General features: G+C 33.8%; 24 protein-coding genes. 12 read left to right on the forward strand and 12 right to left on the reverse strand.

Features of this window, described 5'->3' with window-relative positions; translation table 11 throughout:
* Window positions 1–8: 8 nt before the first annotated feature.
* Window positions 9–905 carry a hypothetical protein gene (locus A0O34_RS03895; RefSeq protein WP_157885941.1) on the reverse strand — a complete coding sequence of 299 codons (897 nt, stop codon included), beginning with the start codon at window positions 903–905 and terminating at the stop codon, window positions 9–11.
* Window positions 877–1,560: a hypothetical protein gene (locus A0O34_RS03900; RefSeq protein ID WP_066751420.1), complete on the reverse strand. Its 684-nt coding sequence runs from the start codon at window positions 1,558–1,560 to the stop codon at window positions 877–879. Before A0O34_RS03900 ends, A0O34_RS03895 begins: the two co-directional genes overlap by 29 nt.
* A gap of 173 nt (window positions 1,561–1,733) precedes the next feature.
* Between A0O34_RS03900 and A0O34_RS03905 the strand changes: the two genes are divergently transcribed.
* The 4 genes from A0O34_RS03905 (at window position 1,734) to secG (ending at window position 6,134) form a co-directional block, all read left to right on the forward strand.
* Window positions 1,734–2,129, forward strand: a complete 396-nt coding sequence (locus tag A0O34_RS03905) for a helix-turn-helix domain-containing protein (RefSeq protein WP_066751423.1) — start codon at window positions 1,734–1,736, stop codon at window positions 2,127–2,129.
* Window positions 2,130–2,296: 167 nt separating this feature from the next.
* Window positions 2,297–3,610, forward strand: a complete 1,314-nt coding sequence (locus tag A0O34_RS03910) for a M16 family metallopeptidase (RefSeq protein ID WP_066751426.1) — start codon at window positions 2,297–2,299, stop codon at window positions 3,608–3,610.
* 10 nt (window positions 3,611–3,620) lie between these two features.
* Entirely contained in the window at window positions 3,621–5,654 is a 2,034-nt protein-coding gene (locus A0O34_RS03915; protein WP_066751427.1) for a M16 family metallopeptidase, read from the forward strand.
* 132 nt (window positions 5,655–5,786) lie between these two features.
* A complete protein-coding gene (gene secG, locus A0O34_RS03920; RefSeq protein WP_066751434.1) occupies window positions 5,787–6,134 on the forward strand; it encodes a preprotein translocase subunit SecG in 348 nt (115 codons plus the stop codon).
* 73 nt (window positions 6,135–6,207) lie between these two features.
* On the opposite strand, the gene A0O34_RS03925 is transcribed toward secG, so the two are convergent.
* Genes A0O34_RS03925 through recR form a run of 5 tightly spaced genes read right to left on the reverse strand, consistent with a single transcriptional unit; the run spans window position 6,208 to window position 10,992 of the window.
* On the reverse strand, window positions 6,208–7,233 hold the full coding sequence (locus A0O34_RS03925) for a WaaS/CpsH family glycosyltransferase (protein ID WP_066751439.1): 1,026 nt from the start codon (window positions 7,231–7,233) through the stop codon (window positions 6,208–6,210).
* Window positions 7,230–8,360 carry an NAD-dependent epimerase/dehydratase family protein gene (locus A0O34_RS03930; RefSeq protein WP_066751441.1) on the reverse strand — a complete coding sequence of 377 codons (1,131 nt, stop codon included), beginning with the start codon at window positions 8,358–8,360 and terminating at the stop codon, window positions 7,230–7,232. Before A0O34_RS03930 ends, A0O34_RS03925 begins: the two co-directional genes overlap by 4 nt.
* A gap of 18 nt (window positions 8,361–8,378) precedes the next feature.
* On the reverse strand, window positions 8,379–9,188 hold the full coding sequence (locus tag A0O34_RS03935; protein WP_066751443.1) for a glycosyltransferase family 2 protein: 810 nt from the start codon (window positions 9,186–9,188) through the stop codon (window positions 8,379–8,381).
* Window positions 9,185–10,351, reverse strand: coding sequence for a hypothetical protein (locus A0O34_RS03940; RefSeq protein ID WP_066751446.1), 1,167 nt, complete (start codon window positions 10,349–10,351; stop codon window positions 9,185–9,187). The genes A0O34_RS03935 and A0O34_RS03940 overlap by 4 nt, the downstream gene beginning before the upstream one ends.
* Window positions 10,352–10,380: 29 nt before the next feature.
* Window positions 10,381–10,992 carry a recombination mediator RecR gene (recR, locus tag A0O34_RS03945; RefSeq protein WP_066751451.1) on the reverse strand — a complete coding sequence of 204 codons (612 nt, stop codon included), beginning with the start codon at window positions 10,990–10,992 and terminating at the stop codon, window positions 10,381–10,383.
* A gap of 123 nt (window positions 10,993–11,115) precedes the next feature.
* On the opposite strand from recR, the gene A0O34_RS03950 reads away from it, so the two are divergent.
* The 4 genes from A0O34_RS03950 to A0O34_RS03965 all read left to right on the forward strand — a co-directional run bounded on the left by A0O34_RS03950 (window position 11,116) and on the right by A0O34_RS03965 (window position 16,068).
* Window positions 11,116–11,721, forward strand: coding sequence for an LURP-one-related family protein (locus A0O34_RS03950; protein WP_066751454.1), 606 nt, complete (start codon window positions 11,116–11,118; stop codon window positions 11,719–11,721).
* Window positions 11,722–11,740: 19 nt separating this feature from the next.
* On the forward strand, window positions 11,741–12,232 hold the full coding sequence (locus A0O34_RS03955) for a hypothetical protein (protein WP_066751457.1): 492 nt from the start codon (window positions 11,741–11,743) through the stop codon (window positions 12,230–12,232).
* Window positions 12,233–12,317: 85 nt separating this feature from the next.
* Window positions 12,318–13,763 (forward strand): aminoacyl-histidine dipeptidase, encoded by a 1,446-nt coding sequence (locus A0O34_RS03960; protein WP_066751459.1) that lies wholly within the window; start codon window positions 12,318–12,320, stop codon window positions 13,761–13,763.
* A 154-nt stretch (window positions 13,764–13,917) separates the two neighbouring features.
* Window positions 13,918–16,068, forward strand: coding sequence for a prolyl oligopeptidase family serine peptidase (locus A0O34_RS03965; protein WP_066751462.1), 2,151 nt, complete (start codon window positions 13,918–13,920; stop codon window positions 16,066–16,068).
* A gap of 77 nt (window positions 16,069–16,145) precedes the next feature.
* On the opposite strand, the gene A0O34_RS03970 is transcribed toward A0O34_RS03965, so the two are convergent.
* Together A0O34_RS03970 and A0O34_RS03975 are read right to left on the reverse strand one after the other, a co-directional pair.
* A complete protein-coding gene (locus tag A0O34_RS03970; protein ID WP_066751465.1) occupies window positions 16,146–16,475 on the reverse strand; it encodes a 2Fe-2S iron-sulfur cluster-binding family protein in 330 nt (109 codons plus the stop codon).
* Between the two features lie 82 nt (window positions 16,476–16,557).
* Window positions 16,558–17,613, reverse strand: coding sequence for an NAD(P)/FAD-dependent oxidoreductase (locus A0O34_RS03975; RefSeq protein WP_066751468.1), 1,056 nt, complete (start codon window positions 17,611–17,613; stop codon window positions 16,558–16,560).
* 156 nt (window positions 17,614–17,769) lie between these two features.
* Here A0O34_RS03975 and A0O34_RS03980 point away from each other — a divergent pair, with 156 nt between their 5' ends.
* Together A0O34_RS03980 and A0O34_RS03985 are read left to right on the forward strand one after the other, a co-directional pair.
* Window positions 17,770–18,540, forward strand: a complete 771-nt coding sequence (locus A0O34_RS03980) for a DUF3108 domain-containing protein (protein WP_066751471.1) — start codon at window positions 17,770–17,772, stop codon at window positions 18,538–18,540.
* A gap of 116 nt (window positions 18,541–18,656) precedes the next feature.
* Entirely contained in the window at window positions 18,657–21,089 is a 2,433-nt protein-coding gene (locus A0O34_RS03985) for a DUF5916 domain-containing protein (protein ID WP_066751474.1), read from the forward strand.
* 378 nt (window positions 21,090–21,467) lie between these two features.
* Here A0O34_RS03985 and pheS read toward each other — a convergent pair whose 3' ends face one another.
* Window positions 21,468–22,478, reverse strand: coding sequence for a phenylalanine--tRNA ligase subunit alpha (gene pheS, locus A0O34_RS03990; protein ID WP_054511197.1), 1,011 nt, complete (start codon window positions 22,476–22,478; stop codon window positions 21,468–21,470).
* Window positions 22,479–22,605: 127 nt separating this feature from the next.
* On the reverse strand, window positions 22,606–23,265 hold the full coding sequence (locus tag A0O34_RS03995; protein ID WP_066751477.1) for a YceI family protein: 660 nt from the start codon (window positions 23,263–23,265) through the stop codon (window positions 22,606–22,608).
* A 75-nt stretch (window positions 23,266–23,340) separates the two neighbouring features.
* On the opposite strand from A0O34_RS03995, the gene A0O34_RS04000 reads away from it, so the two are divergent.
* Window positions 23,341–24,276: a sulfate/molybdate ABC transporter ATP-binding protein gene (locus A0O34_RS04000; protein ID WP_066751480.1), complete on the forward strand. Its 936-nt coding sequence runs from the start codon at window positions 23,341–23,343 to the stop codon at window positions 24,274–24,276.
* A gap of 538 nt (window positions 24,277–24,814) precedes the next feature.
* Here the strand turns inward: A0O34_RS04000 and A0O34_RS04005 are convergent.
* A complete protein-coding gene (locus A0O34_RS04005; protein WP_066759489.1) occupies window positions 24,815–25,159 on the reverse strand; it encodes a zinc ribbon domain-containing protein YjdM in 345 nt (114 codons plus the stop codon).
* A 172-nt stretch (window positions 25,160–25,331) separates the two neighbouring features.
* Here A0O34_RS04005 and A0O34_RS04010 point away from each other — a divergent pair, with 172 nt between their 5' ends.
* Window positions 25,332–26,537, forward strand: a complete 1,206-nt coding sequence (locus A0O34_RS04010) for an RsmB/NOP family class I SAM-dependent RNA methyltransferase (protein WP_066751483.1) — start codon at window positions 25,332–25,334, stop codon at window positions 26,535–26,537.
* The last annotated feature ends 124 nt before the right edge of the window (window positions 26,538–26,661 follow it).

Below are 26,661 nucleotides of genomic sequence, written 5' to 3' on the forward strand. Positions count from 1 at the left end.
TAAGTTTTTTAATTACAATTAACAGGAGTTACAACTGCGGTATCTGAATTTTCACTGATTGTAAGCTTGCTCCAATTAGTTAAATCACTACTCGCTTTATACAAACCAATATTGGTACCGAAATTAAGTTGTAAAAATACACGTTCATAATTTGGATTGCTTTTTTCTGATTCAGTATCATATTTATCTTTAAATGCTTTATCCATTTTTTCTACAATCTGTTTAGGTTCTAGTCCTATATTTTCAGGATTAGCCCATACGTCTTCTACTTGTTGCCCTATATTTTCAAAGACAATAGCGTAGGTTTGCTTTACCCCATTCTCATCTTCACAAACTAATAAAAAACTTGTATGTCCATTGTTGTATTGATAAGCTTTCATTTCTAAATTATATAATACCATCATGTCACTATAAGAAAACATTGGATATGCTATTTTGGGGTGAGTATGTGCCATTGAATAATAGCTTGTTCCCCATTTAGGTGGTAGAGATAGGGTATCTGAAGGAGGAGCTATTTCTGTCGTAATATTTCCTGCACTATCTTTTCTTAAATATAACCCGGCTTCACCTTTATTACCGCTATTGATATAGCTAAACATACCGTTAGTAATCAGAGGTTTTAAGTTCGCCTTTGAAGGAGTTAATAAATCTTTTAACTTTTCACAAGGAGTAGGTGGATTTTCCACATTCGGTATCGTAGGAATTCCTCCACCGCAAGGGTTCATACCAATATCATCATTCGGGATTTGTGGTCCGGTAAGTACTCCATTGGGTGTACATGGTCCATCGTTACCTCCTATAATAGGATTATCATTATCGCCGTAACCTCCGCCGCCTGATCCACCACCACTGCCATCTCCGCCACCGCCTCCGTTATTACCATCCCCCATTAGAGTCGCAAACAAGAATAGAAACGGTTACTTTTACAGATTTCACTGCCGCGTCACAGTTTTTTTGTCCTTTCTTATGTACGCCTTGACTACAAGTGGTAAATGCTGTAGCTTGCACCCAACTGCAATCTCCATTTTTATTGGCCAATCCTGTATAGCTACCAAGTTCAGTGATAGAAGTTTTATCTTTTGTATCAATATCTTCTCCTTTCAGTAAAGCAATCTTTTCCTGCTTGGTAAGATTGTAAGAAACTAAAAGTGCTCGGTAGGTTCCATCTGTGTATGGACTTAGCACAACATTTTCTAAAGGATCATTATCAGAGCTGTTTTCTCGGATTACCCTAAAAGTATATGTATAATAATCTGCTCCGTTTTCCATGTAGATCACATGATCGGTATCCAATGAAATTCCATTCCCAAATTCTATTGTTTTTCCAAAGATATTAGCTGTTCCTATTTGTTTAAGCATTGTTTCTGTTTTTAGAACTTCAGGGATAAGTTTATCCTTGTGCTTACTTTGGTTAAGAGAGATTGTTTTAGACGTTAATTGAAATGCACTGCTATTGTTATAAGTTTCCTGGTGATCAGGAAGAAGATCGTTTCTACAGGACTGTAGTGTAAAACCGAAGACTGCTAATAAGAGCAGTCCGATGATAAAGCTTTTTTTCATTAATTGTAGTTTTAAAGTTGTAAATATATAAATTTTTGTTTCACCTTATGGAGAACTTTGGCAAATCTAAAATTATATCTCAATCTGCACAACAACTTTTGTTTTAAAATCCAGCACATTTGTTTTAATTTTAAAATCTAAAAAACAGTAAATTAGCCAAAAATTATACCCATATGTCTTTAGGAACTAAACTTCGTGAGCTGAGAAACGAAAAAAAATTATCACAAACACAGATTGCCGTTGAGCTTGATGTCTCTCAAACTGCATACGGGAAATGGGAAAGTGACCAGACGAAACCCGGAATAGATAATCTTTTGAAGATTTCCGAGTTTTATGAATTAGATATCTATGAGCTTTTAAAACCTGACGATGCTTACACACAAATAAATAAGGAAAATTCAGCTAATGAAAATTCTAGTAATAATATGATTCAGAATCAGACTAATAATTATAACGCTTCTGAAAAGCTAATCGAACAATACGAAGCCCGCATCAAAGATCTTCAAGATCAAAACCAAGAACTTCGTGAGCAGGTAAGCTTCTGGAAAAACAAAACGGAAGGACAGTAACATACTTTCTATTTTCCCGAAAGCTTCCTGCACCCTAGCAACAGACTTTCGGGAAGCTCCGAAAACCTCCCGCATCCTAGTAAGAAGTTTTCGGGAAAGAAAAAGATGTACAACTTTGTAACATCTTATCTATACATTCTACTAATTGACAAAACAATTTCTATTTTATGAAAAAACGACTTCTTTCTGTTGCTGCAGTGGCTTTCTTCGGAATGGCTTTGAATGCACAACAAATTAAATTCGAAGAGTATGACCTACCAAACGGGCTTCACGTAATTCTTCATCAGGATAATTCGGCGCCGGTAGTTACAACAGGGGTAATGTACCACGTAGGTGCAAAGGATGAAGTAAAAGGAAGAACGGGTTTTGCTCACTTTTTTGAGCATCTTTTATTTGAAGGAACTCCAAACATCAAAAGAGGTGACTGGTTTAAAATAGTTTCTTCAAACGGAGGACAAAACAACGCCAACACAACCAACGACAGAACATATTACTACGAAACTTTCCCTTCAAACAATGAGCAATTGGGTCTTTGGATGGAGTCTGAAAGATTGCGTCATGCTGTTATTAACCAAGTTGGGGTAGATACTCAGAGAGAGGTTGTAAAAGAAGAAAAAAGATTGAGAATGGATAACCAGCCTTATGGAAATCTATTCACAACAGTACAAAAAAATCTATTCACGAATCACCCATACAACTGGCCAACGATCGGTTCTATGGAAGATTTGAATTCAGCTAAATTAGAAGAGTTCCAAGCATTCTATAAAAAATTCTATGTTCCAAACAACGCTACTTTGGTAGTTGCAGGAGACATTAAGCCTGAGCAAACTAAAAAGTGGATTCAGGAATATTACGGAGCGATTCCTAAAGGAACTGTATATCCAAAAAATTATCCAAAAGACGCTCCTATTACTCAGGAAAAAGAAGTTACGGCTACAGATCCTAATATTCAGCTTCCTGCGTATGTTTTTGCATACAGAACACCTGCTAACAAAGAAAAAGATGCTTATATTTTAGATATGCTTTCTTCTTATTTAAGCAGTGGAAAATCTTCAGTTTTATACAAAAAATTAGTAGATCAGGAGAAAAAAGCACTTCAGGTGCAGGCTTTCAACCAAGGTCTTGAAGATTATGGAATTTTTGCATTTTTCGCGATCCCAATGGGACAAACGACGAAGCAGACATTACAGACAGATATCGATGCTGAGATCAAAAAACTTCAGACAACTTTAATTTCTCAGGAAGATTATCAGAAACTTCAAAATCAATTTGAAAACCAGTTTGTAAATCAGAATTCGAGCATTCAGGGGATTGCTGCTTCATTGGCAACAAACCACGTTTTGATGGGAGATACCAACTTAATCAACAAAGAAATAGACATCTACAGAGGCATCACAAGAGAAGACCTGCAGAATGCCGCTAAAAAGTATCTTAATCCTAACCAAAGAGTAGTTCTTAACTACGTTCCTGAAAAAAAATAATTTTTTACAAATGAAAAAGCAATTAACATATATAGCGGTAGCATTTTTATTCACAGGAATGCTTTCTGCACAAAAAATAGATATTAATGCAATGCCGAAGCCGGGGCCAACTCCTGCGATCAACATTGCTAAGCCAAAAACTTTCCAGTTAAGCAACGGTCTTACGGTAATGGTGGTTGAAAACAACAAGTTACCAAGAGTAAGCGCTAACCTTTCTATGGACAGACCTCCATATTATGAAGGAACTGTTTCCGGGGTAAGTTCAATCATGGCAGAGCAGCTTGAAAACGGAACAACGAATTTAAGCAAAGACGAATTCAACAAGAAAATCGATTTCCTTGGAGCTAGCTTAAACTTCTCTTCAAACGGAGCTTTTGCAAACTCACTTTCAAAATATTTTCCTGAAGTTTTAGGTTTAATGGCTGATGCGATTATCAATCCTAAATTCTCTGCTGAGGAAATTCAAAACTCAAAAGAAAGAACGATCGAAGGATTGAAATCTGATGAGAAAAATGCTTCTTCTATCGCAAACAGAGTTTCAAACGCTTTGATGTATGGAAAAAATACTTCAAGAGGGGAATTTGAAACAGTTGAATCTATCAGCAAAATTCAATTAGCTGACGTACAGAACGTTTACAAAAAATATTATTCTCCAGACAACGCTTATTTAGTTATTGTTGGTGATGTAAAATTTGATCAGGTAAAACCTTTGATCGAAAAAGCATTCAGCAGCTGGAAAAAATCAAATACAACATTTGCAGCTCTAGAACCGGCTTCTAACGTAGCTAAGACAGAAATCAATGTTGTAGATGTTCCTTCTGCTGTACAGTCTGTTGTTTCTGTAAACAACCTGAACACGCTGAAAATGAAAGATGCGAACTACTTCCCTGCTACAATGGCCAACTATATTTTAGGTGGTGGTGGTGAAGCCAGACTTTTCATGAATCTTCGTGAGAAAAACGGATTTACATACGGAGCTTATTCTAGCATGACTGCAAGTAAATTCTCTCCGGACTTTTCTGCTGAAGCAAGTGTAAGAAACGAGGTTACAGACAAAGCAGTTAAGGAATTCATGAATGAACTTAACGCAATTTCTACTGTAAAACCAGAAGAATTGGAAAATGCTAAAGCTAAATTGAAAGGATCTTTCATTATGTCTTTAGAGAAGCCTGAAACGATCGCAAGATTTGCTTTAAACCAAAAAGTTCAGGATCTTCCTTCTGATTTTTATACTAATTATTTAAAATCAATTGATAAAGTAACTGCTGCAGACGTAACAAATGCTGTAAAAGCTACTATTTTACCAAATCAAAGCAGAATTTTCATCGCTGGTAAAGCTTCTGATATTTCTGAAGGATTGGAAAAATTGGGTTACCCAGTAAAATACTTCGATAAAGATGCAAATCCTGTTGCAAAACCGGCTGCTCAGAAAGTTGACGCAAGTGTAACAATTGGATCTATTGCTGATAAATACATCAATGCGATCGGAGGTTTAGCTGCTGTTCAAAAGATCACTTCAATCTCTTCTGATGCTACTACGAAAGTTCAGGGAATGGATATGAGCATGAAAATGATCCAAGGAAAGAACGGAAAAATGGCAATGAACGTTAGCATGATGGGAAATACAGTTCAAAAAATTGTATTTGACGGAAAAGACGGTTACATGGAAGCTCAAGGAAAAAAAGCTCCTCTTAGCGACAAGCAGAAAGCTGATATGTCGAAAGATGTTGAACTTTTCCCGGAACTTGCTTTTGCAAAATCGGCTGAGTACAAACTTGCAGGAATCGAAAAATACAACAACGAAGATTCTTATGTAGTAAAAGGAGCGAAAGAAACGTATTACTACAGCGTAAAAACTGGTTTGAAAACCGGTGAAGTAAAAGCTGGAGAAGGAGGTTCTATCCCGACAAGCTATGCAGATTACAAGGATGTTTCTGGAGTTAAATTACCTTTCACGATCACTCAGAATATGGGCGGAATGGATATTAATTTGACGGTACAGTCTTACCAGATCAATCAGGCAAAAGATTCTGATTTCAAATAAGAACAACCTATTTCATATAAAAAACGGCAACAATTGTTGCCGTTTTTATTTTTATTACCATTTACTTCTATCTTTTTTTTGCCATTCAGTAAAAAAAGATTAAATTTGCCCATTCAAAAAGATATCAAATTCATGGATACTATATTTATTTTATTGATGGTTCTCACTATGATTGCTAGTGTTTTATTAGTAATCGTTGTTATGGCTCAGAACCCAAAAGGTGGAGGTCTTTCAAGTACATTCGGAGGTGCATCTTCTGCACAGTTCGGGGTACAAAGAACCAATGACTTCATGGAAAAAGCAACTTGGAGTTTAGGAGCAATCATTATCGTTCTTATCCTTATCAGCGTTGTAATTACAGGAAAACCAACACAAGCGGCTCCTGCTCAACAGCCAATTAAGAAAGAAGCACCTGCACAATCTGCTCCGGCTTCTAAAACAGCTACTCCGGCTAACACTCCTGCGACACCGGCTAAATAAGCAAATAATATTTTACATATACAAATAACTCTCGGCTTCGAGAGTTATTTTTTTTATTTACTATCATTGATTTTTATCTGTATTGATTCCAATAATCATCCTGATTCGAGATAAATAAACACTCAATAAAAGAATCCAAAGACATCATATGCAGTGCTTCTTTATCTAATGGTTCGAAATCCTTTTTAAAAAATTCAGCGTTTAATTGAATATTTTCCCGATCGAGAACTAAAATATTTTTTGGATTATAAAAAGGATAATTTTTAATATCCGTATTCGCTGTTATCAGCTTTCTTCCCGAAGCCAAAACTTCAAACGTCCTGATCGTTAAACCATATTGAAAAGGTTTATTAATATCAAGTACAGACTTTGATTTCTGGTAATAATCGATGATTTGCTGATGATTGAGTTTTTCGAAACTTAATTTATTATTATCAAACTTCTTTAAATTTTTATCAATCAACTTTTTAATTCTGAAAGCGACCTTTCCCATTGCATAATAATAGAAAAAAGTCTTTAAATTAAGAGCATCCGCCTTAGCTTTTACCTCCTCTCCTACGATATAACGGTCTGTGTGTGCACTTCCGATAAATACAATGTCATATTCAAAAGCCTTGGAGTTTTGATTTAAATTTTTATATTCATCCAAATAAAAAAGCGGTCTGAAATTTAACCCATACTTCACCGAATCATCATATTCAAACGTAATTTTTCTGTCGAAATATTTGAGATTTGAGATAAGGTTTGGATATTCCTTTAATGGATCGAAATTATAATAGATCATTTCCATTTCAGGGTTTAATTCCTTGATTTTTTCAAGAAAAAAAAACGGAATTGCCTCCCCTTTTATTAATAGAAAATAATTGTATTTTTTATTCTTAATCTCATCTAAAATTGCATTGTAATATTTCGTAATCTGAGATTGATACAATCTTTTATTTAAACGGATAATTCCCTTTGAAAAGTTAGAATTGGAAGGTCTTTCATCATAAAAATCAACCTCAGCGCCTAGCTCAGTTAATCTTTTCGCAATAGCTCTTTCATATTTAAAAAAGCTAACCGATAAGAAAAGTATTTTTTTATGTTTTAAACTGATCATTTTAAAAGCCCTTTAACCTTCATTTCCTCCAACGATTCTTTGAACTTTATGTCCTGAATATTCTGTTGTAGTACCCAAGTTGTAAACCTCGACATTCCTTCTTCAAAAGAAATTTTTGGCTGAAAATTTAGCTTTGATTTAATTTTACTGATATCCGCAAAATTATGCCTGATGTCCCCCAAACGAAACTGTCCGGAAACATTAATATCAAAATCTTTATTGTAAAATTTTCGTAAATTTTCGGCAACTGCAGTTACAGCGGTAGAAACTCCTGTTCCAACATTAAAAATTTCACCATTCGCTTCATCATTTTCGATACACTTTATCGTTGCTTCAACCGCATCATCTACATGCACGAAATCTCTTGATTCTTTACCGTCTTCAAAGACATTAATGTCATTTCCATTAAGGATTTGTGATGAAAAGATGGATAAAATTCCGGTATAAGGATTCAATAAAGACTGACCTTCTCCGTACACATTCTGAAATCTTAATGAAACAGGTTCAATCCCAATAGCAGCGCAGGTTGTCATAACCATTTGCTCCTGATTATGTTTAGTAATTCCGTAAATAGACGTTGGATGAATTTTCGATTCTTCATCAGTTGGAAGAGCTTCAAGAACTTGTCCGTCAGAATATTTCACTTCAAAATCACCGCTTTTCATTTCTTCAACTTTTCTTGGCTTTGGATAAACCAATCCCAGCTTAGGATGAAGATATTTTCCTTCGCCATAAATAGCTCTGGAAGATGCAATGATTACTTTCTTAACATGATGGGTTTTATTAACCAAAATATCCAGCATTTTTGCTGTTCCTGATACATTTACTTCAGTATATTTTTCGATCTGATACATTGACTGTCCGGTTCCAGTTTCAGCGGCCAAATGAACAATTACATCCTGACCTTCAATGGCATTTTCCCAATCTTCACGATTTGTAACATCTCCTTTAATAAAGTTGATTTTATTTAAAATACTCCTATACAAAGGCGAGTCTTCCGATGGATTTTCTCCATGAATCTGTGACGAAAGATTATCCAACACCGTTATCTCATGCCCCTTCTTTGTAAGCTCTAATGACAGCTTACTTCCTATAAAACCAGCTCCACCGGTGACGAGTATTTTCATTGTGAATTAGTAAAAACTTTATTTTTTTATATTGTTGTTATAATAAAACTGTCTGCCTAGCAAAAGTAAGTATTTTGCTTTGTAAAAAAACCTGAATAAGATATATTGGATAAATGATATTTTTTTCAGTTTGTACATTTCATGAAGGTTTTTACGGAATCCTTTTCTCATTTCAAAAAGGTTCGCAGATAAACCCGAAACACCAAAAGATCTTTTTCCTTTTCCAACACTGACTAAACTTTGGTTCAAAATATACATTTTGTTCTTCAAAGAAATTTTCAACCAATAATTCACATCTTCTGCATATCTTTGATTATCATCGAAATACCCTGTATTTTCAAGAATTTTCCTTTTAAATAGTACCGTTGACGGTTGCGCTTCGTTTCTTATGAGAAGTTTGTTGAAAGTTATTTCCGCAAGATTATTTTTTATTTGATAAGGGAAAAGAATTTTATTATCATTTCTTTCCGTTGCTAGAAAATCAATATCCGTCGATGTATCTTCAAAATAACTCATCTGAGTTTTTATTTTTTCCGGCAACCATCCATCATCAGAATCTAATAAGGCGATGTAATCTCCTTTTGAAATCTTTAAACCTGTATTTCGAGCTTTTGAAACCCCACCATTGGCCTGACTGATCAATTTGATGTTCATATCAGGATTTTCTCTGATATATTTCTCGACAATAACTTGGCTTTTGTCTGTCGAACCATCATTGATGATGATAATTTCAAACTCTTTTTGAGGAAAAGTCTGTTGTTTTACGGAATCCAAAGCAAAAGATATAGACTCTTCTGCATTATACATCGGGATAATTACAGAAATCATACTACATTTTTTTGATGGTTATTTTTAAAAAATCCATACACTAAGCCCAATATCACGAACGGCATTGACATATTAAAAAAGCTCAGGTCAAACATAGAATTATTGACAATATCATTGTAACCATACTCCATTAAATAAATAATAAAAGGCACAAAAACGCAGATAAACAGTAAAGTTCCTGTCCAATAAATACTATCATAAAAAGATTTCAATTTAAAGGACAAAATAAAAGCTAATATGATGTATGAAATACTTAAAAATAAAGGTTGCTTTGCCCCTTGTATCATAAACGGGTTATGTTTTACTATCAAATCAAAGCTTTCTGCATTATGAAAAAACAAATACAGAATACAGGAAATCATTATAACAAAAACGGATGCAAAACGTAACTTTTCCTTTATTGTAAAATTGTAAAACTTTTTAAAAAGCAATAAAACAATTGGAATAATTACGGAAAGGCGCGTAAGAAATATTAAAGCTGTTAAAACTGAAGCCCATTCAAGTTTCAGCTTTTTTTCTTTTATAAAATTCTGCCATATCAAAAACACAAAACCTGAAACTATTATAAAATTAGAAAACAAATCACTTTTGACATACACTTCCCATAAATAACTTGGAGAAAAAAATAGCAAAATCAATACTGCTAATCTCTGCTTGTAATTATTAAAAATTTTAATAATTAAATATGAAAAAAATAAAAAAATGAATGACTGCAGAAATCCCACGCTCCCAAATATTAAATAAAAAGGCATTCCTAAGATAATCAACATCGGCAAGTTAGAAGACTCCCTTCCCATATGGTCGGGAATATTATAGGGATATTCACCGTTCAGCAATGCTTTTATGCCTATTTCCATTGCAGACCATCGGTCTACATTCAAAGATAAACCATCAACAGTATAATTTAAATAAATACTAAATATAAAAAATGAAATTACTCCTATCCAGAATATGTATTTATAAAATAAATCTTTAAGTTCAATTTTAATATAAAATAAACTTATACCAAGAATAGCAATAATGTAAACAGCCAATAAAGGAAATCCATACTTTTCACCATATTTTAAAACAAAGAGTGAGTTAACAATAATGTAGATAAAAAAAAGACTGTATTTCTTTATATTGTTTAAAGTATAGTTAGAAAATATATCAGATGTTTTCATGGGAAATCAATCAACTTTATTTGTATTTATTAGCTTGCTTCATTATAAGGCAACCTATTAATAATCGATCTTCCCAAAGAAATTTCATCAGCATATTCCAACTCGTCCCCAACTGAAATTCCTCTTGCAATGCTTGAAAAATTCACATCAAAACCTTTGAATTTCTTATAAATATAATAGGCAGTCGTATCTCCTTCCATCGTTGCACTTAAGGCAAAAATAAATTCTTTTACCTGCCCTGCATTAAGTTTCTTTTCAATACTCGGAATATTTAACTGATTTGGTCCCACTCCTTCCATTGGAGATATTTTTCCTCCTAAGATCAAATATTTTCCTGTATATTTTCCTGTATTTTCAATGGCAATAACGTCGCGAACGTCTTCTACGATACAAATAACTTCGTCATTTCGTTTATGATTGCTGCAGATTTCACAAATCTCAAAATCAGAGAAGTTATGACATTCTTTGCAGTATTTTATTTCGTTAACAAGATTAATCAGAGAATTTCCTAAAGTTACCGCTCTGGAATTAGGTTGTTTCAATAAATGTAATGCTAAACGTAAAGCTGTTTTTCTGCCAATCCCCGGTAATCCAGAGATCTCATCCACTGCTTTTGCCAAAACTTTACTAGGGTAATCCATAACTACAAAAATAATACAAAAAGATGATTTTCCGTAGTTTTACGGGGGCTAAATCAAGAGATAATTCCAATAAAAAAATTATCTTTGGAAACTTAATATTAATCTGAAAAAAAAATAAACTAAATGGTACTTAACAACCTAAATTATCCACTGGATTTTAAATTTAAAATCACAACATTAGCCAGCGATTTCAACATTACTGACAAAAACGGAAATGCCGTTGCTTATGTTCGTCAAAAAATGTTTAAATTGAAGGAAGATGTGATCATTTTCAATGACGAAAGCAAATCAAAAGAGCTTTTTAGAATTCAGGCGAATAAATGGATCGATTTTAATTCTTCTTATTCTTTAAATGACTTAATTGATAAGAAAAATTACGGAAGATTGGCCAGAAAAGGAATGCGTTCTATCTGGAAGTCTACTTATAATATTTTAGACTCAAACGATCAACCAAAATTTACTGTGACAGAGGACAATGCATGGACAAAATTCTTCGACGGAATGGTAAGTGAGATCCCAATTATTGGTATGTTTACAGGATATTTTCTTAATCCGGCTTATACTGTAAGAGGAATTGACGGAAAAGAATATTTTAAACTTAAAAAAATGCCTTCATTCTTCGGAAGAAGATTTCAGCTTGACAGAATGATCGATATTGACGACGAAGACGAAAGTTTAGTTGTTCTTTCATTATTAATGATGGTTCTTCTAGAAAGAGGCAGAGGATAAATAATATAAACCACAAACAATGAAATACCTAATTATTTTCTTTTCAGCGTTCTTATTGGTCGCTTGTAAAAAAGACAAAGAAACAGTTTCGAGTTCGCCAGCTAAAGATTCACTGAATATTGTTCAGGATTCTGCAAAAACGACAGCTTCTTCAGGTAAAATTTTAGTTGAAACTATTACTTTTCCTAAAGAAATTAAAGAATGTTCATGTTATTTTGCCAGAAACAAAGCAGATTTTGAAGCGGAAAAATATATTTACGCCGATGACGCAGGAAAAACAGCCTATATGAAACTTGACGGTAAAAGATTAGCAATGAATCTGATCTCCTCAAGCGATATGGAATCTGACGAAGAACTCAGCAAAGAAATTGAAATTGACGATTACAAGATCTCTGTAAAGGGTAAAAAAATAAAAGGGGAAGAAGCTTTGTTATTTCAAGGCACATTAACTATTGAAAAACCAGACGGAACTGTTGAAACAATGACAATTTATGGTGAATGTGGATGCTAAACAAGTTCTAGCTTCTAATAAAAATAATGCTTCCAGATTTACGGAAGCATTTTTTATTTCGTAATTTTGATAAAAATAAAATTTCATGGAATTATCTAATATAGAACCGCAAATAGTGTGGAAAAATTTCGCCAAACTTAATGCTGTTCCAAGACCTTCAAAAAAAGAAGAAAAAGTAATTGCTTTCATTAAAGAATTTGGTGAAAGTCTAGGATTGGAAACTAGAGTTGATGAAGTAGGAAACGTGATCATTAAAAAACCTGCCACTGCAGGAATGGAAAACCGCAAATCTATTGTGCTACAATCGCATTTGGATATGGTTTGTCAGAAAAACAATGATGTTACTTTTGATTTCGAAACTGAAGGAATCAAAATGGAAATCGATGGAGATTGGGTAAAGGCAAAAGGAACAACTTTAGGAGCTGATAACGGTTTAGGAGTTGCTACAATTATGTCGATCTTAGAAAGTTCAAACATTCCGCATCCAGCTTTGGAAGCGCTTTTCACAATTGATGAAGAGACTGGAATGACTGGAGCAATCGGTCTAAAACCAGGACAATTGACAGGTGAAATTTTATTAAATCTTGATACTGAAGAAGACGATGAAATTGACATCGGCTGCGCAGGTGGAATTGATGTTACGATTTCTCAAAACTATCAAACAGAAGCTTCAAACGGACAAATTGTAAGAATTGAAGTTAAAGGTTTACAAGGTGGTCACTCGGGAATGGACATCCATAAAGGTTTCGGAAATGCGAATGTTATTTTAGGAAGATTACTTTATAAAGCTTTAGCAAAAGAAAATATTCAGTTAATTTCTATCGACGGTGGTGGATTACGAAATGCTATTCCGAGAGAAGGTGTAGCTATCGTATCTGTGAGAAATGCTGAAGAATTTATTGAAGAAATTACGAATGGTCTTAAAAAAGAGATTCTAGAAGAATTTGCAACAGTTGAACCTGCTCTTCATATTAATATTGAAAATTCAACAAGTTCTGATAAAGCGATTTCGGAAGAAGATTCAAAGAAGATCATTTTAACTTTGAAAGCTCTTCACAACGGTGTTTACAGAATGAGTCCGGATGTTAAGGATTTGGTGGAATCTTCAAACAATGTGGCAAGAGTTGAATTAAAAGAAGGAGGATTGAAAATTTTAAACCTTTCAAGATCATCAGTTGATTCTTCTAAAGATTCTGTCTCAGAACAATTAAAATCTGTGGCAGAATTAGCAGGAATGAATACTGAATTCAGCGGTTCTTATCCAGGTTGGAAACCTAAACCGGGTTCTGAGATCGTTCAATTAATGGAGAAAATTTACACTGATAAATTTAACGAAAAACCACAAGTTGTAGCTTGTCACGCAGGTTTAGAATGTGGAATTATCGGAGCAAATTATCCAGAAATGGAAATGGTAAGTTTCGGGCCAACTATCAGAGGTGCTCACTCTCCTGACGAAAGAGCAAATATCCCTTCCGCACAGAAGTTTTGGAGTTTCCTAAAAGATATTTTAGCGAATATTCCTCAGAAATAAAATAATACAATTGCTATATTGAATATCCAAAATCGTTTGATTTTGGATATTTTTTATTATAGGATCATATAGATTTTAAATTTGAAGTTTAATATATTTGCATTAATTATTATTTTATCCCAGTTATAAGAAATATTAAAAAAAATACAACTATATGAAATTAAAATTTTTATTTACAGGCTTAATCTGTTGCCAATTCTTTTCCGCTCAATATAATTATCCAGCAACGCCAAAACACCCTGTTGTAGATGATTATTTCGGAACTAAAATTACAGATAATTACCGATGGCTGGAAGATCTTAAAAGTCCGGCTGTACAATCTTGGTTCAAAGCTGAATCTGATTTTAGCAATACTATCATCGACAAAATTCCTCACCGTGAAGATCTTTTCAAACAAATGAAAGATATTCAAAATATGAGCGGAGATTCTTTCGGTGTTATCATGCAAAGGCAAAATTCATATTTTTACACAAAAACAAAAAAAGGAGAAAACCTTTCAAAATTATACTCAAAAGACATTTCTACAGGAAAAGAAGTTTTAATATTTGATCCTGAAAAAATCAAAAAAGGAACTCAAATAACCAATTTCACCGTTGACCTAAAAGCACAAAAGATTGCTTTATTATTATCAAAATCTGGTGGTGAGATTTGTGAGCTTAAAATATTAGATCTTAATACAAAAAAATTGCTGAACGATTCCATTGATCCGATCTGGAGTGAATTTAATTTTGAATTTACACAAGACGGCAAGTCTATCATTTATACTAAAATGAGTACCGGAGACCCAAACAGCAACATGCTTTTAAAAGACATGAAAGCAATGCTTCACGAAATTGGTACAGATGTAAAAAATGATAAAATATTAGCTTCAAGAGTAGATTATCCTGAATTAAATGCTTTGACCGAACAGTTTACAAGTATAACATTTAGTGATGATTATAAATATATTATTCTGAGATTAAGCTCTGTAAAATCCGAAAGTCCAATTTTTGTTGCGCCATATTCAGAGTTAAAAAATAAAAAAATCAACTGGAAGCAGATCGTCAAAGCGTCAGATGATATTACCGATATCTATATTTCTGATGATAAACTTTTCCTGCTTACCCATAAAGATGCTCCCAATTATAAAATCATACTTACAAGTTTAGCAAAGCCTGATTTTATTAATGCAAAAGTAGTAGTTCCTGAAAGTAAGGATGCGGTGATTATTGCAATTCACACTTCTAAAAACTATTTATACTATTCATTAGGTAATGGCATTACAAGAGATAAATATCAGGTAAATATCAAGACTCTAGACACTAAAAAGGTTCCATTACCACCTGGTGTAAACTCGTCGTTATCATTAAATCCGCATGAAAATGACAATATTTATTGTGAGAATATGAATTGGCTTACTCCATTAACTATTTATGATTATAACCCCGAAAAAGGCGCTCCGGTAAAGAGTAAATATCTTAGCTCTGACGGAAATTATCCAGATTATAACAAACTTTACACCGTAAAAGAAATTGAAGTAAAAAGTCACGACGGAGTAATGGTTCCGCTTTCTATTATTTACCCTAAAAATATGAAAATGGATGGCTCCTCTCCTGCTTATATTACTGGATATGGTGGTTACGGAATATCTTATGAACCAAGATTTTCCCAAAGATTGACTGCATTATTAGAACAAGGAGTAGTTATTGCTATTGCGCACGTAAGAGGTGGTGGTGAAAAAGGCGAAAACTGGCACAAGACAGGTATGAAAGCAAACAAACCAAATACTTGGAAAGATTTTATTGCGTGTTCAGAATATCTAGTTGCTCAAAAATACACTTCTCCTTCAAAACTTATTGGAAATGGAGTAAGCATGGGCGGAGTTCTTATCGGAAGGGCAATAACTGAAAGACCGGATCTTTTTGCTGTTGCAATTGCTGAAGTTGGTATGACGAATGCACTTCGTTCAGAAACTACTGCCAATGGTCCGAACCAAATTCCTGAAGTGGGAACCCTACAAAATGAAGAGGATACAAAAAATTTGATGGAAATGGACGCTCAGAGTAAAGTAAAAAAAGGAGTAAAATATCCCGCTGTAATCATCCGTACCGGAATGAACGACTCAAGGATAACACCTTGGGAACCGGGAAAATTCGCAGCCATTCTGCAGAAAAATTCAGGTTCAGGAAAACCTGTTTTATTATATGTAAATTATGAAAATGGACATTTTACAAGCGACAAAGATGTCGTTTTCCATGAATATTCTGATATTTATGCGTTTGCTTTATGGCAGGTGGGGCATCCAAAGTTTCAGCCAGCAAAATAACGATAAAATTAAATTCATCTATAAAACAAAAACTCTCGAAAATTTCGAGAGTTTTTTATTATTTAGTTAAAACTTTTCTAAGGATAAGGAGCAATCTCCACTTCAAGACCTTCCATTTCTTCAACAATATGCAGCTGGCAACCCAGTCTGCTATTCTCTTTCACATGGTAAGCTTCCGCAAGCATTGCATCTTCTTCATCGCCCATTTCTACAAGTCCCGAATCACTGATCACGTATACCTGACATGATGCGCACATCGCCATTCCTCCACAAACTCCGATTGTTCCTTCTTCTGCTAATTCATACGAACGGATGATTTCCATTAAATTCATGGACATATCCGTAGGAGCAACAATATCGTGAGTTACACCGTCTCTATCGGTGATTTTTATATTAATATCGTTCATTCTAGTTGATAGTTGATTGTCTGTAGTTGATGGTAAAAGTTCGTTTTAACTAACAACTAATAACCGTCAACTGGCAACAAATTTAATCAATTTTTTTCACAACAGCTTTCTCAGCTTCTTTACGGCTTCCGTCAAACCCGTCTACTCCACTTACGGTTGTATATTTTAAGACGTATTTTTTACCCGGATTTAGTCTGTTGTAAACACTCTGACACATCAACGTTGCCTCGTGGAAACCACAAAGAATCAACTTCAATTTACCCGGATAGGTATTGATATCTCCAATTGCATAGATTCCATCGATATTTGTTTGATAATCTAATGCATTGTTTACAACGATTGCGTTTTTCTCAATGTTTAATCCCCACTTAGAAATATCTCCTAATTTTGGAGTCAATCCGAATAATGGGATGAAATAATCAGTTTCAAGATCATAAGCTTCTTCACCATCTTTCACAATAGTGATTGCTTCCACTTTTCCGTCTCCTTTAATTCCTGTAACTTCAGCAGGAGTAATCAATTTGATTTTTCCTTGATTTTTAAGATCCTGTACTTTTTCTACAGAATCCAAAGCTCCTCTGAACTCATTTCTTCTGTGAATCAAAGTAACTTCACTTGCAACATTTGATAAGAAAATACTCCAATCAAGTGCAGAATCACCACCTCCGGCAATCACTACTTTTTTATTTCTGAAATGTTCAGGCTCTTTAACGAAATATTCAAGACCTTTTTCTTCGTAATCAGCTACATTTTCAAAAGTTGGTTTTCTAGGCTCGAAAGTTCCCAAACCACCTGCAATTGCAATTGCTTTTGCTCTGTGAACAGTTCCTTTGTTGGTAATAACTTCAAACCATTCATCATCAACTTTAGAATAAGAAACCGCCGTTTCTCCCAATGTAAAACCAGGTTGAAACTGCTTGATCTGCTCCATTAAATTATCAATTAATTCCCCTGCATTCACCGAAGGATACCCCGGAATATCGAAAATAGGTTTTTTAGGATAAAGCTCAGTCAATTGGCCTCCAGGTTGAGGAAGTGCATCGATGATGTGACACTTCATTTTTAATAAACCTGCTTCAAAAACAGCAAAAAGTCCAGTTGGTCCGGCTCCTATGATCAATATATCAGTAGTTATCATAATAATAAGATAATTTAATTATAAGTATAGCTGCAAATTTACTAATTTTAATGCTAAGCATATTTAATTCAGTCTAAATAAAAAGCTGAGATTTATCAAATATGAGTAAATAAATAAAAAATTTAAATTTGGCAACGTTTTTGTAAAACTCTTAGTATGAAGAAAATATTTATTATTTTAACTTTATTTGTTTTCTGTTTGGGCAGCGCTCAAATAGATAATATCGCGAACGGTGAATCTTTAACCTTGAGAATTCATTATGGTTTTCTCAATGCAGGAACTGCAAACCTAACAACCAAAACCACTACCTATCAAGGAGTTCCGCATCTTTATGTAAAAGGAACCGGATCTACAACGGGTGCTGTAAAAGCATTTTTCAAAGTAGAAGATTTGTATGAAAGTTTTATCAACGTACAAACCGGACTTCCAAGTTTTTATGTAAGAGATGTAAAAGAAGGGAGTTACACACAGCATTTTGAAACTGTTTTCAATCACGATAATCAAACTTTAATCTTAACAGATAAAAAGACTCCGGCTAACGGCTCTAAGGTTCTAAAATCAGTAAAAGGAGTTCAGGATATGCTTTCCTGTTTCTATTATTTAAGAAGTAAAAGCCCGGCCGAGCTAAAAGTAGGAACTGTGATCAACATGAACGTTTGGATTGATGATGAAATGTTTCCTTTCCAATTAAAAGTAACAGGAACAGAGAATTTAAAGACAAAATTCGGAACGATTAATTGTTTAAAAATTATTCCGTCTGTAAAAAGCGGAAGGGTTTTCAAAGAAAAAGAAGGCGTGACGATGTGGGTTTCCAATGATGCGAATCACGTTCCGATGTTATTGAAGGCAGAATTGGCTGTAGGCTCTCTAAAAGCCAGTATTGATGATTATAAAAATGTGAAATATCCCTTGAAATTCACAAAATAAAATATAGTTAGTTTTTTTAATTTTGAAAATGTCTGTAAAAATTTTTACAGACATTTTTGTTTTTAGATGTAATAAATTCTCTTTTTAGATTGTCTTGATTTTATAACACTAAGAACATGAGAACTAAATTACTGATCATTTGTTTACTATTTCACTCATTGATAGCGTATTCTCAGAAAAAAGAAGATGATCATATTGAAAGGAAAAAAATTATTATCACTAAAACCTCATCATCCCCAAAAATTGATGGAATTCTTGATGATGCAGAATGGCAAAACGCTCCCATCGCAACAAATTTTATTGAAAGAAATCCAAATAATGGAAAACCTCAGGCAGATTCTTTAAAAACTGAAGTCAGAATTTTATATGATGATACCGGAATTTATTTTGGTGCCCAAATGTACGATCCCACTCCCAAAAAGATTGCAAAAGAATTAACGGAAAGAGACGGAATCAGCAATGATGATTTTTTTGGAGTTGCTTTAAATGGATACAATGATAAACAGCAAAGTCTGGAGTTTGTAGTAACTGCAGCTGGAGTTCAGTTTGATGCTAAATTAACGACTGACGGAGAAGATGATACATGGAATTCAATTTGGTACAGTGGAGCAAAAATCAACGATAAAGGTTGGGCTGTTGAAATAAAAATACCTTACTCCGAATTGAGGTTTCCAAAGAATAATGTTCAGGAATGGGGAATGAATATGTTCAGAAAAATTCAGCGGACAAAAACTTTTTATGATTGGAATTTTGTAGATAATGCCAAAAACTCCTACACACTTTTTGACGGAGTTTTACAAGGTATCGAAAATATCAATCCTCCTACCCGATTGTCTTTTACACCTTATTTTTCAAGTTATGTCAATAGTTTTGACGGAAAAACCACAACAAATTTCAATGGCGGAATGGATGTAAAATATGGGATTAATGATGCCTTTACATTTGACATGACCTTAATTCCGGACTTTGGGCAGGCTAATTTTGATAATTCTATTTTAAATTTAAGTCCGTTCGAGCAGCAGTTTTCCGAGCAGAGAACTTTTTTCACAGAAGGAACTGAATTATTCAGCAAGGGCGGAATGTTTTATTCAAGAAGAGTCGGCGGTGAACCATCAAGATATCCAACAACAAATGAAAATGAGGAAGTTTTAGAATATCCTGCAAAAGTAAAATTATTCAATGCTTTTAAAATTTCAGGAAGAACAAAAAAAGGTTTAGGAATCGGCTTTTTCAATGGAATAACTCAAAAAATGGAAGCCACAATTTTAAATAATGAAACGGGCGAAACCAGAAAAGAAGTTGTAGAACCATGGACGAATTACAACGTTTTGGTTTTTGATCAAAGATTCAACGGAAACTCATCAGTTTCCCTTGTGAACACCAATGTAACAAGAGAAGGAGATTTTCGCGATGCCAATTCCACAGGGATTCTCTGGGATTTAATCAACAACAAAAATACCTACAAAACTTTCGGAAGTCTGAAGGGAAGTTGGGTGATGGATGAAGGAACAAAATTTGGAAGTCGCGCAGAAGCCGGAGTTGAAAAAATTGCAGGAAAACACCGTTTTTCATTAAACGGAAACGCAACCACAAAAGATTGGGACATCAATGATCTTGGATTTTCAACCAAAACCAATTTTGCTAATTATAACGCTTGGTATGGTTACAGAATTTTACAGCCGACAGAGAAATTCAACAATATTTATCTAAATTTTAACCTAAATTATTTTCATCGAATTGAACCATTTTTAAATTCAAATTTCGTATTCAATAACAACAATAGTTTTACTGATAAAAAGTTCAGAGTTTTTGGTGGCGGAATTGAATTTACCCCTTTCGGACAAAATGATATTTACGAACCCAGAACATTTGGAAGACATCTTAAAATTCCTGGATATTTTGATTCGTGGGTTTGGTTTGAAAGTGACAGCAGAAAAAAATTGCAGTATAATTTTACGGTAGATTATTATGCATTTGATGAAAAAGGAAGAAATCAGTTTTTCACTAATTTCGGATTGCGTTACAGATTTTCAGATAAATTTAATGTCAATTGGAGTTTTAACCCTAGTTTCAGCAACAATGAAACAGGTTTTGCGGGAAAAAGTGACACGGATATTTTCATTGGAAGAAGACAAAGAAATACGTACGAAAATGCTTTAACCTCAAAATATACTTTTAATGAAAAAATGGCTTTAACGTTGACTTTCCGTCATTATTTTTCAGATGTTACTTACAAAAACTTTTATACTTTAAATCAAGACGGAAGTTTAGCCGACACCAATAATTTCACCAAAAACCTTGACGGAACTTACAATGCCTGGAATGTAGATTTAAGATTTTCGTGGTGGTTCGCTCCGGGAAGTCAGTTGACTTTATTATATCGAAATGCAACTTCAAATTATCTGGAAATGTCAAGGTTGAATGTGGGAAAAAATTATGATACGCTCTTCAGTGAGCCGATGGTGAATAATTTTTCGTTAAAGCTCACGTACTTTTTAGACTATAATCGAGTAAAAACCTGGACGAAAAAGAAGAATATGAAAAGTTAGTTTGATGCTTCAACAGGCTTAATACCATCTTTAATACGAGCTGTTTAATTATGTATTATTCCGAGCCAATGTCATGTGGAGCTGCGTTGAAGCATCTTTTAAGAATAATAAGTACTGTATAAGTTTTTCAATAATCAGTTTTTAATTACGTTTTGTTTCTAAGGTCAGTAATTAAAAACAAAAAACCTCCGGAAATTTTCGGAGGTTTTGTTATCATTCATTTGTGTAAAAAGAAATAATTTTTTTTTATCATTTTGTTGATACAAAGATACCAACATCCAGTATATTATTGTTTTAAATAGCGTAGATATATATCGGTTGGGTTATAGATATTTTTCTATAAAAAAACCTCCGAAGTTATCGGAGGTTTAATTTTTATTATAAAGTTTTAAACTGTTCTAATGTTCGGATATCATTTTCGAAGAACATTCTGATATCGCTCATTTGGTAAAGAAGCATCGTAATTCTTTCAATACCCATTCCGAATGCATACCCGGAATATTTCTCAGAATCAATATTTACATTCTTCAAAACGGCAGGATCTACCATTCCGCAACCCATGATTTCTAACCAACCTGTTCCTTTTGTAATTCTGTAGTCAGTTTCAGAGTTTAACCCCCAATAAACATCAATCTCAGCACTTGGCTCAGTGAACGGGAAATAAGACGGTCTCATTCTGATTTTAGATTTACCGAAAAGTTCAGTCGTAAAGAACTGGATCGTTTGCTTCATATCTGCAAAACTTACGTTCTCATCAATATATAAACCTTCAATCTGGTGGAAAATACAGTGCGAACGTGAAGAAATTGCTTCATTTCTGAATACTCTTCCCGGGGATAAAATTCTGATCGGCGGCTGATTTTCTTCCATGTAACGAATCTGTACAGAAGAAGTATGCGTTCTCAACAAAAGATCAGGATTTTGCTCGATAAAGAAAGTATCCTGCATGTCTCTTGCCGGATGATATTCAGGAAGATTCAGGGCTGTAAAATTGTGCCAGTCATCTTCGATTTCTGGTCCGTCTGCAACAGCAAATCCGATAGATTTAAAAATCTCAATAATTCTGTTCTTCACCACATTAATTGGATGTCTTGAACCCAAATCCAATGGAAAAGCAGGTCTCGTAAGATCTTCTTTTTCTAAGATAATAGAAGATTCAGACGATGTTTTCAAATCTTCCAATTTTACAGCAACCGCTTGCTTTAGAGTATTGATCTTCTGTCCGAATTCTTTCTTCTGGTCATTCGGTACTTCTTTAAATTTTTCAAAAAAATCATTCAGAACACCTTTTTTACCATTGTACTTAATTCGGAAGTTCTCTATCTCCTCTCTAGATGTAGCATTAAAGCCGTTTACTTCAACAAGTAGTTCTTCTATCTTTTCTATCATTATTCTACACTTTCAAAAATGTTTTGCAAAAATACGGTTTTTAAGTTTAATAATTTATTTGAACCAAAAAAAATCTGCCTCTTTTCGGAGGCAGACTTCAATCACTTATTTCACTTAAATAAAAAAATTATTTTTTTTCTAAAGCTTTAACGTTGATCTGAAGAGTTACTTCATCCTTGATGACTCCGTTTTCAGCAGGAGCCTGGAATTTCACGCCAAACTCTTCTCTTTTAATATCCTTAGGCTCAGTTGCAACGCTCACTACTCCATCTTTTACGGAAACATTGGCTTTAAACTGAGTTGGTTTTGTAATTCCTTTAATCGTTAAGTTACCGTCTAGCAATGTGTTGTAATCACCCTCCGCAGCTGGCGTAACTTTTGTAATTTCATAAGAAGCTGTGGGGAATTTTTCTACTTCGAAAAAATCTCCGCTTTTCAAATGACCATTTAATTTTCCTAACTGATCAGCATCGTCTTTTAAATCAACTGATGTTAAAGAATTCATATCAGCAACGAATTTTCCGCTTTCAAGTTTTCCGTCTTTTACTGTAACGTCTCCACTTTCAAATTTAATGGTTCCGAAATGGCTTGTATTTTCAGATTTAAAAACTTTATATCCTTTCCATTCTACTTTACTGTTCAATGTATCCAGCGTATATTGGCTACCGTCTTTTGTTGTAGCAACTTCATTACTTTCACTTGTCAGCGGTTTGTCTTTATTACAAGAAACCACTACAACCGCAGTAAAAAGAGCAGGAATAGCTAACGAAAACAGTTTTTTTCTCATTTTTGATATATTTTTATTCTACCTGTAAATATAATAAAATATTTTATTTTTTCCTAAAATCGCTACATTTGTAATATGCTATTAGAAATAAACAATTTATACTTCTCACATACCAAAGACAAACCGCTGTTTCAGAACCTCAACATTAAGTTTGAAGAGGGGAAGATCATCGCATTGGCGGGGGAAAGCGGTTGTGGAAAATCTACCTTATTAAACTTGATTTACGGACTTCTCGACTGGGAAAGTGGTGAAATTATCTTTAACGAAACCAAACTTTTCGGACCAAAAGGAAACTTAGTTCCCGGTGAAGCTGAAATGAAATTTGTAGCTCAGAATTTTGATTTGATGCCTTATTCTACAGTGGCTGATAATGTGGGAAAATTTATTTCTAATATTGATTTAAAAAAGAAAAAAGAAACCGTAACCGAACTTCTGGAAGTTGTTGGCTTGGAAGAATTTACCAACATTTTACCTAAATATTTAAGTGGTGGTCAACAACAAAGAGTTGCCATTGCAAGAGCACTTTCCGTACTTCCGAAGCTTTTAATTTTAGATGAACCTTTCAGTAATCTGGATTTTCCAAGAAAGATAGAACTTCGTGAAAAACTGTTCAGATATGTGAAAGAACATAATATTTCTCTGATTATTTCTACCCACGAATTACAGGATATTATGCCTTGGCTTGACCAGATTGTTATTCTTCAGGAGGGAAGATTAATTCAGAATGAAAGTCCGGAAGAAACGTATAGAAATCCTTACAATTCTTATGTTGCAAAGCTTTTTGGAGAAGTGAATATTTTTAATGAAAATGAAATTTATGATTTAAAACTTTCTAAATTTTCTTATTATCCGAAAGAAGTTACAATTTCTGAAAATGGTTTTGAAGCAGAAGTTTTAGAAAGTCGATTTGCAGGAAATCATTATTGGAATAAGTTGAAAATGAAGGATAAAGAGCTTGTTGTTTATACTGATGGAAAGCTGGAAAATCCGGTTAATATTTCTTTCGAGTAAACGTTTTCAGCATACAGTTTGTCATTCCGTAGGAATCTCAACAATGCTATTTATCACTTAATTTAGATTCCTACGGAATGACAAACTTGGTGTTGACTTAGTGTTAATTTTAATGCTAAATTCAGATGACAAAATTTGAAAAAAACGACTACCACCTTAGCCCAGATAGAAACGGTTACCCCGCAGTAAGAGTTGGAACATTGGAGGGTTTGAGCGTTGGAGTGCGCTGGCACGAGGAGTATGGGTGGATAGCTGGAAATAGCTTCTAAAAAAAATCATAATCACCACATTTACTAACAGTTATTGTCAATTTGTGGATAAAAAAAATCGCGATCTATTAATCTTTTTCTTAGATTTGTAGTACCACAGCATAAGGAAATTTTTGGTTAATTCTCTTTCATCCATTAGACGGACATTAGCAGGCTCTGCAATTAAGTCTTCGAAAGATAACACTGTCCAATTCTTTCCTTTTTTTTGTGTTTTATCAATAAAAAATGCGCCTTAAAGACGCATTTCTATTATATTTATTAAAGCTAACTTAAGCTTTCTTTACAAATTCAGATTTCAAAGCCATAGAACCGAAACCATCAATTTTACAATCAATATTATGGTCGCTGTCTGGTCTTAAACGAATATTTTTCACTTTAGTTCCTGCTTTTACCGGTTTTGGAGCACCTTTTACAGGAAGATCTTTCACAACAACTACAGAATCACCGTCTTGCAATTCATTTCCGTTAGCATCAAGGATTTTTCCTTCGTTTGAAGCTTCAGAAGCCGCTTCTTCAGGATTCCATTCGTAGAAACATTGGGAACAAACCGTCATGTTATCACTTGGATAGGTAAATTCGGAACTACATTTCGGGCAAAGTACAGTATCACTCATATTTTTTAATTTTTGCAAAGGTAAAATTTTATAATTAATCAGCTGGAAGCTTGAAGCTGGGAGATGAAAGTTATTGTGTCGTGAAAAACTCATAATTCATAACTTATAAATCATAACTAATACCATTTATAATTTTCGTATTTTTGCAGATTCAAAACAGGAGAAGCAATTTATGGAACTTATTCACAGAAACTTAGCGATCGGAATTCACGATGCTTTACAAGAAACATTTTTCGAGAAAAATAAATACGCTGATAAAGTAATCGAAAGACTTTTAAAAGCTCACAGAAAATGGGGAAGCCAAGACAGAGCCGTTGTTTCTGAGATTTTCTATAATATCATCCGTTGGAAAAAACGTCTGGAATATTATATGGGAGAAGGCGTAAAACCTGATAATATTTACAAACTGATTATCGCCTATTTACTTTGGAGCAAAACAAATTATAAAAGATTTGAAGAATTCGAAGGTGTAAAAATCGCTGATATCACAACTAAACTTAAAAAAGGAACTGTTCCTACCAAAGCAATCGAATATTCTATTCCTGAATGGTTGGTTGAGACTTTGGAAAGAGAGTTAGGTCCAATTTGGGAAAAAGAAATGAAAGCTCTGAATGAGCGCGCTCCTACCGTTTTAAGAGCGAATGCTTTAAAAACTACACCAAGAGAACTTATTTCTGACCTAGAATCTGATAATATCGTTTCTTATACTGTAAAAAATTATCCAGATGCGGTACAATTGGAAGAGAAAAAGAATGTTTTTCTTACAACTGCTTTTAAAGACGGATTATTTGAAGTTCAGGATGCTACTTCACAAAAAATCGGATATTTCCTTGATGTAAAAGAAGGACAAAGAGTTGTGGATGCTTGTGCAGGTGCAGGTGGAAAAACACTTCATTTAGCTGCTTTGATGGGTAATAAAGGACAAATTATCGCTTTAGATATCTACGAATGGAAATTAGCTGAGCTAAAGCGTCGTGCAAAAAGAGCCGGAGCTCACAACATTGAAACCCGTATGATTGCTGACAATAAAGTAATCAAACGTCTTCATGAGAAAGCTGACAGATTGTTGATTGATGCGCCATGTTCAGGTCTAGGAGTTTTGAAAAGAAACCCTGACAGTAAATGGAAAATCGACCAAGATTTTATCGATAGAATTAAAAAAGAACAACAGCAAATTCTTCAGGATTATTCTAAAATTCTTAAAAAAGGTGGAAAAATGGTGTACGCAACATGTTCTATTCTACCTTCTGAGAACAACTTGCAAGTTGAAGAATTCTTGAAAAACAATGCAGATTTCAAAATGGTTAAAGAAGATAAAGTAATGCCAAGCGAAGGGTATGATGGATTCTACATGGCTTTGATCGAAAGACTTGCTTAAACATTAGCTTAACATTATCAAAATACATAAACTACTCTATTTTTGGAGTAGTTTTTTGTTGTTTTCAATTAAAATTTAGAAAATAAAAATCATACAAATTCGTTTAAAAAATTAATATTTTTTA

It is taken from the genome of Chryseobacterium glaciei (assembly GCF_001648155.1).
Lineage (GTDB): Bacteria > Bacteroidota > Bacteroidia > Flavobacteriales > Weeksellaceae > Chryseobacterium > Chryseobacterium glaciei.

Coding starts and splice junctions, on each gene's coding strand:
- A0O34_RS03900 (WP_066751420.1), bottom strand. CDS start 1,560: ATGAAAAAAAGCTTTATCATCGGACTGCTCTTATTAGCAGTCTTCGGT.
- A0O34_RS03905 (WP_066751423.1), top strand. CDS start 1,734: ATGTCTTTAGGAACTAAACTTCGTGAGCTGAGAAACGAAAAAAAATTA.
- A0O34_RS03910 (WP_066751426.1), top strand. CDS start 2,297: ATGAAAAAACGACTTCTTTCTGTTGCTGCAGTGGCTTTCTTCGGAATG.
- A0O34_RS03915 (WP_066751427.1), top strand. CDS start 3,621: ATGAAAAAGCAATTAACATATATAGCGGTAGCATTTTTATTCACAGGA.
- secG (WP_066751434.1), top strand. CDS start 5,787: ATGGATACTATATTTATTTTATTGATGGTTCTCACTATGATTGCTAGT.
- A0O34_RS03925 (WP_066751439.1), bottom strand. CDS start 7,233: ATGATCAGTTTAAAACATAAAAAAATACTTTTCTTATCGGTTAGCTTT.
- A0O34_RS03930 (WP_066751441.1), bottom strand. CDS start 8,360: ATGAAAATACTCGTCACCGGTGGAGCTGGTTTTATAGGAAGTAAGCTG.
- A0O34_RS03935 (WP_066751443.1), bottom strand. CDS start 9,188: ATGATTTCTGTAATTATCCCGATGTATAATGCAGAAGAGTCTATATCT.
- A0O34_RS03940 (WP_066751446.1), bottom strand. CDS start 10,351: ATGAAAACATCTGATATATTTTCTAACTATACTTTAAACAATATAAAG.
- recR (WP_066751451.1), bottom strand. CDS start 10,992: ATGGATTACCCTAGTAAAGTTTTGGCAAAAGCAGTGGATGAGATCTCT.
- A0O34_RS03950 (WP_066751454.1), top strand. CDS start 11,116: ATGGTACTTAACAACCTAAATTATCCACTGGATTTTAAATTTAAAATC.
- A0O34_RS03955 (WP_066751457.1), top strand. CDS start 11,741: ATGAAATACCTAATTATTTTCTTTTCAGCGTTCTTATTGGTCGCTTGT.
- A0O34_RS03960 (WP_066751459.1), top strand. CDS start 12,318: ATGGAATTATCTAATATAGAACCGCAAATAGTGTGGAAAAATTTCGCC.
- A0O34_RS03965 (WP_066751462.1), top strand. CDS start 13,918: ATGAAATTAAAATTTTTATTTACAGGCTTAATCTGTTGCCAATTCTTT.
- A0O34_RS03970 (WP_066751465.1), bottom strand. CDS start 16,475: ATGAACGATATTAATATAAAAATCACCGATAGAGACGGTGTAACTCAC.
- A0O34_RS03975 (WP_066751468.1), bottom strand. CDS start 17,613: ATGATAACTACTGATATATTGATCATAGGAGCCGGACCAACTGGACTT.
- A0O34_RS03980 (WP_066751471.1), top strand. CDS start 17,770: ATGAAGAAAATATTTATTATTTTAACTTTATTTGTTTTCTGTTTGGGC.
- A0O34_RS03985 (WP_066751474.1), top strand. CDS start 18,657: ATGAGAACTAAATTACTGATCATTTGTTTACTATTTCACTCATTGATA.
- pheS (WP_054511197.1), bottom strand. CDS start 22,478: ATGATAGAAAAGATAGAAGAACTACTTGTTGAAGTAAACGGCTTTAAT.
- A0O34_RS03995 (WP_066751477.1), bottom strand. CDS start 23,265: ATGAGAAAAAAACTGTTTTCGTTAGCTATTCCTGCTCTTTTTACTGCG.
- A0O34_RS04000 (WP_066751480.1), top strand. CDS start 23,341: ATGCTATTAGAAATAAACAATTTATACTTCTCACATACCAAAGACAAA.
- A0O34_RS04005 (WP_066759489.1), bottom strand. CDS start 25,159: ATGAGTGATACTGTACTTTGCCCGAAATGTAGTTCCGAATTTACCTAT.
- A0O34_RS04010 (WP_066751483.1), top strand. CDS start 25,332: ATGGAACTTATTCACAGAAACTTAGCGATCGGAATTCACGATGCTTTA.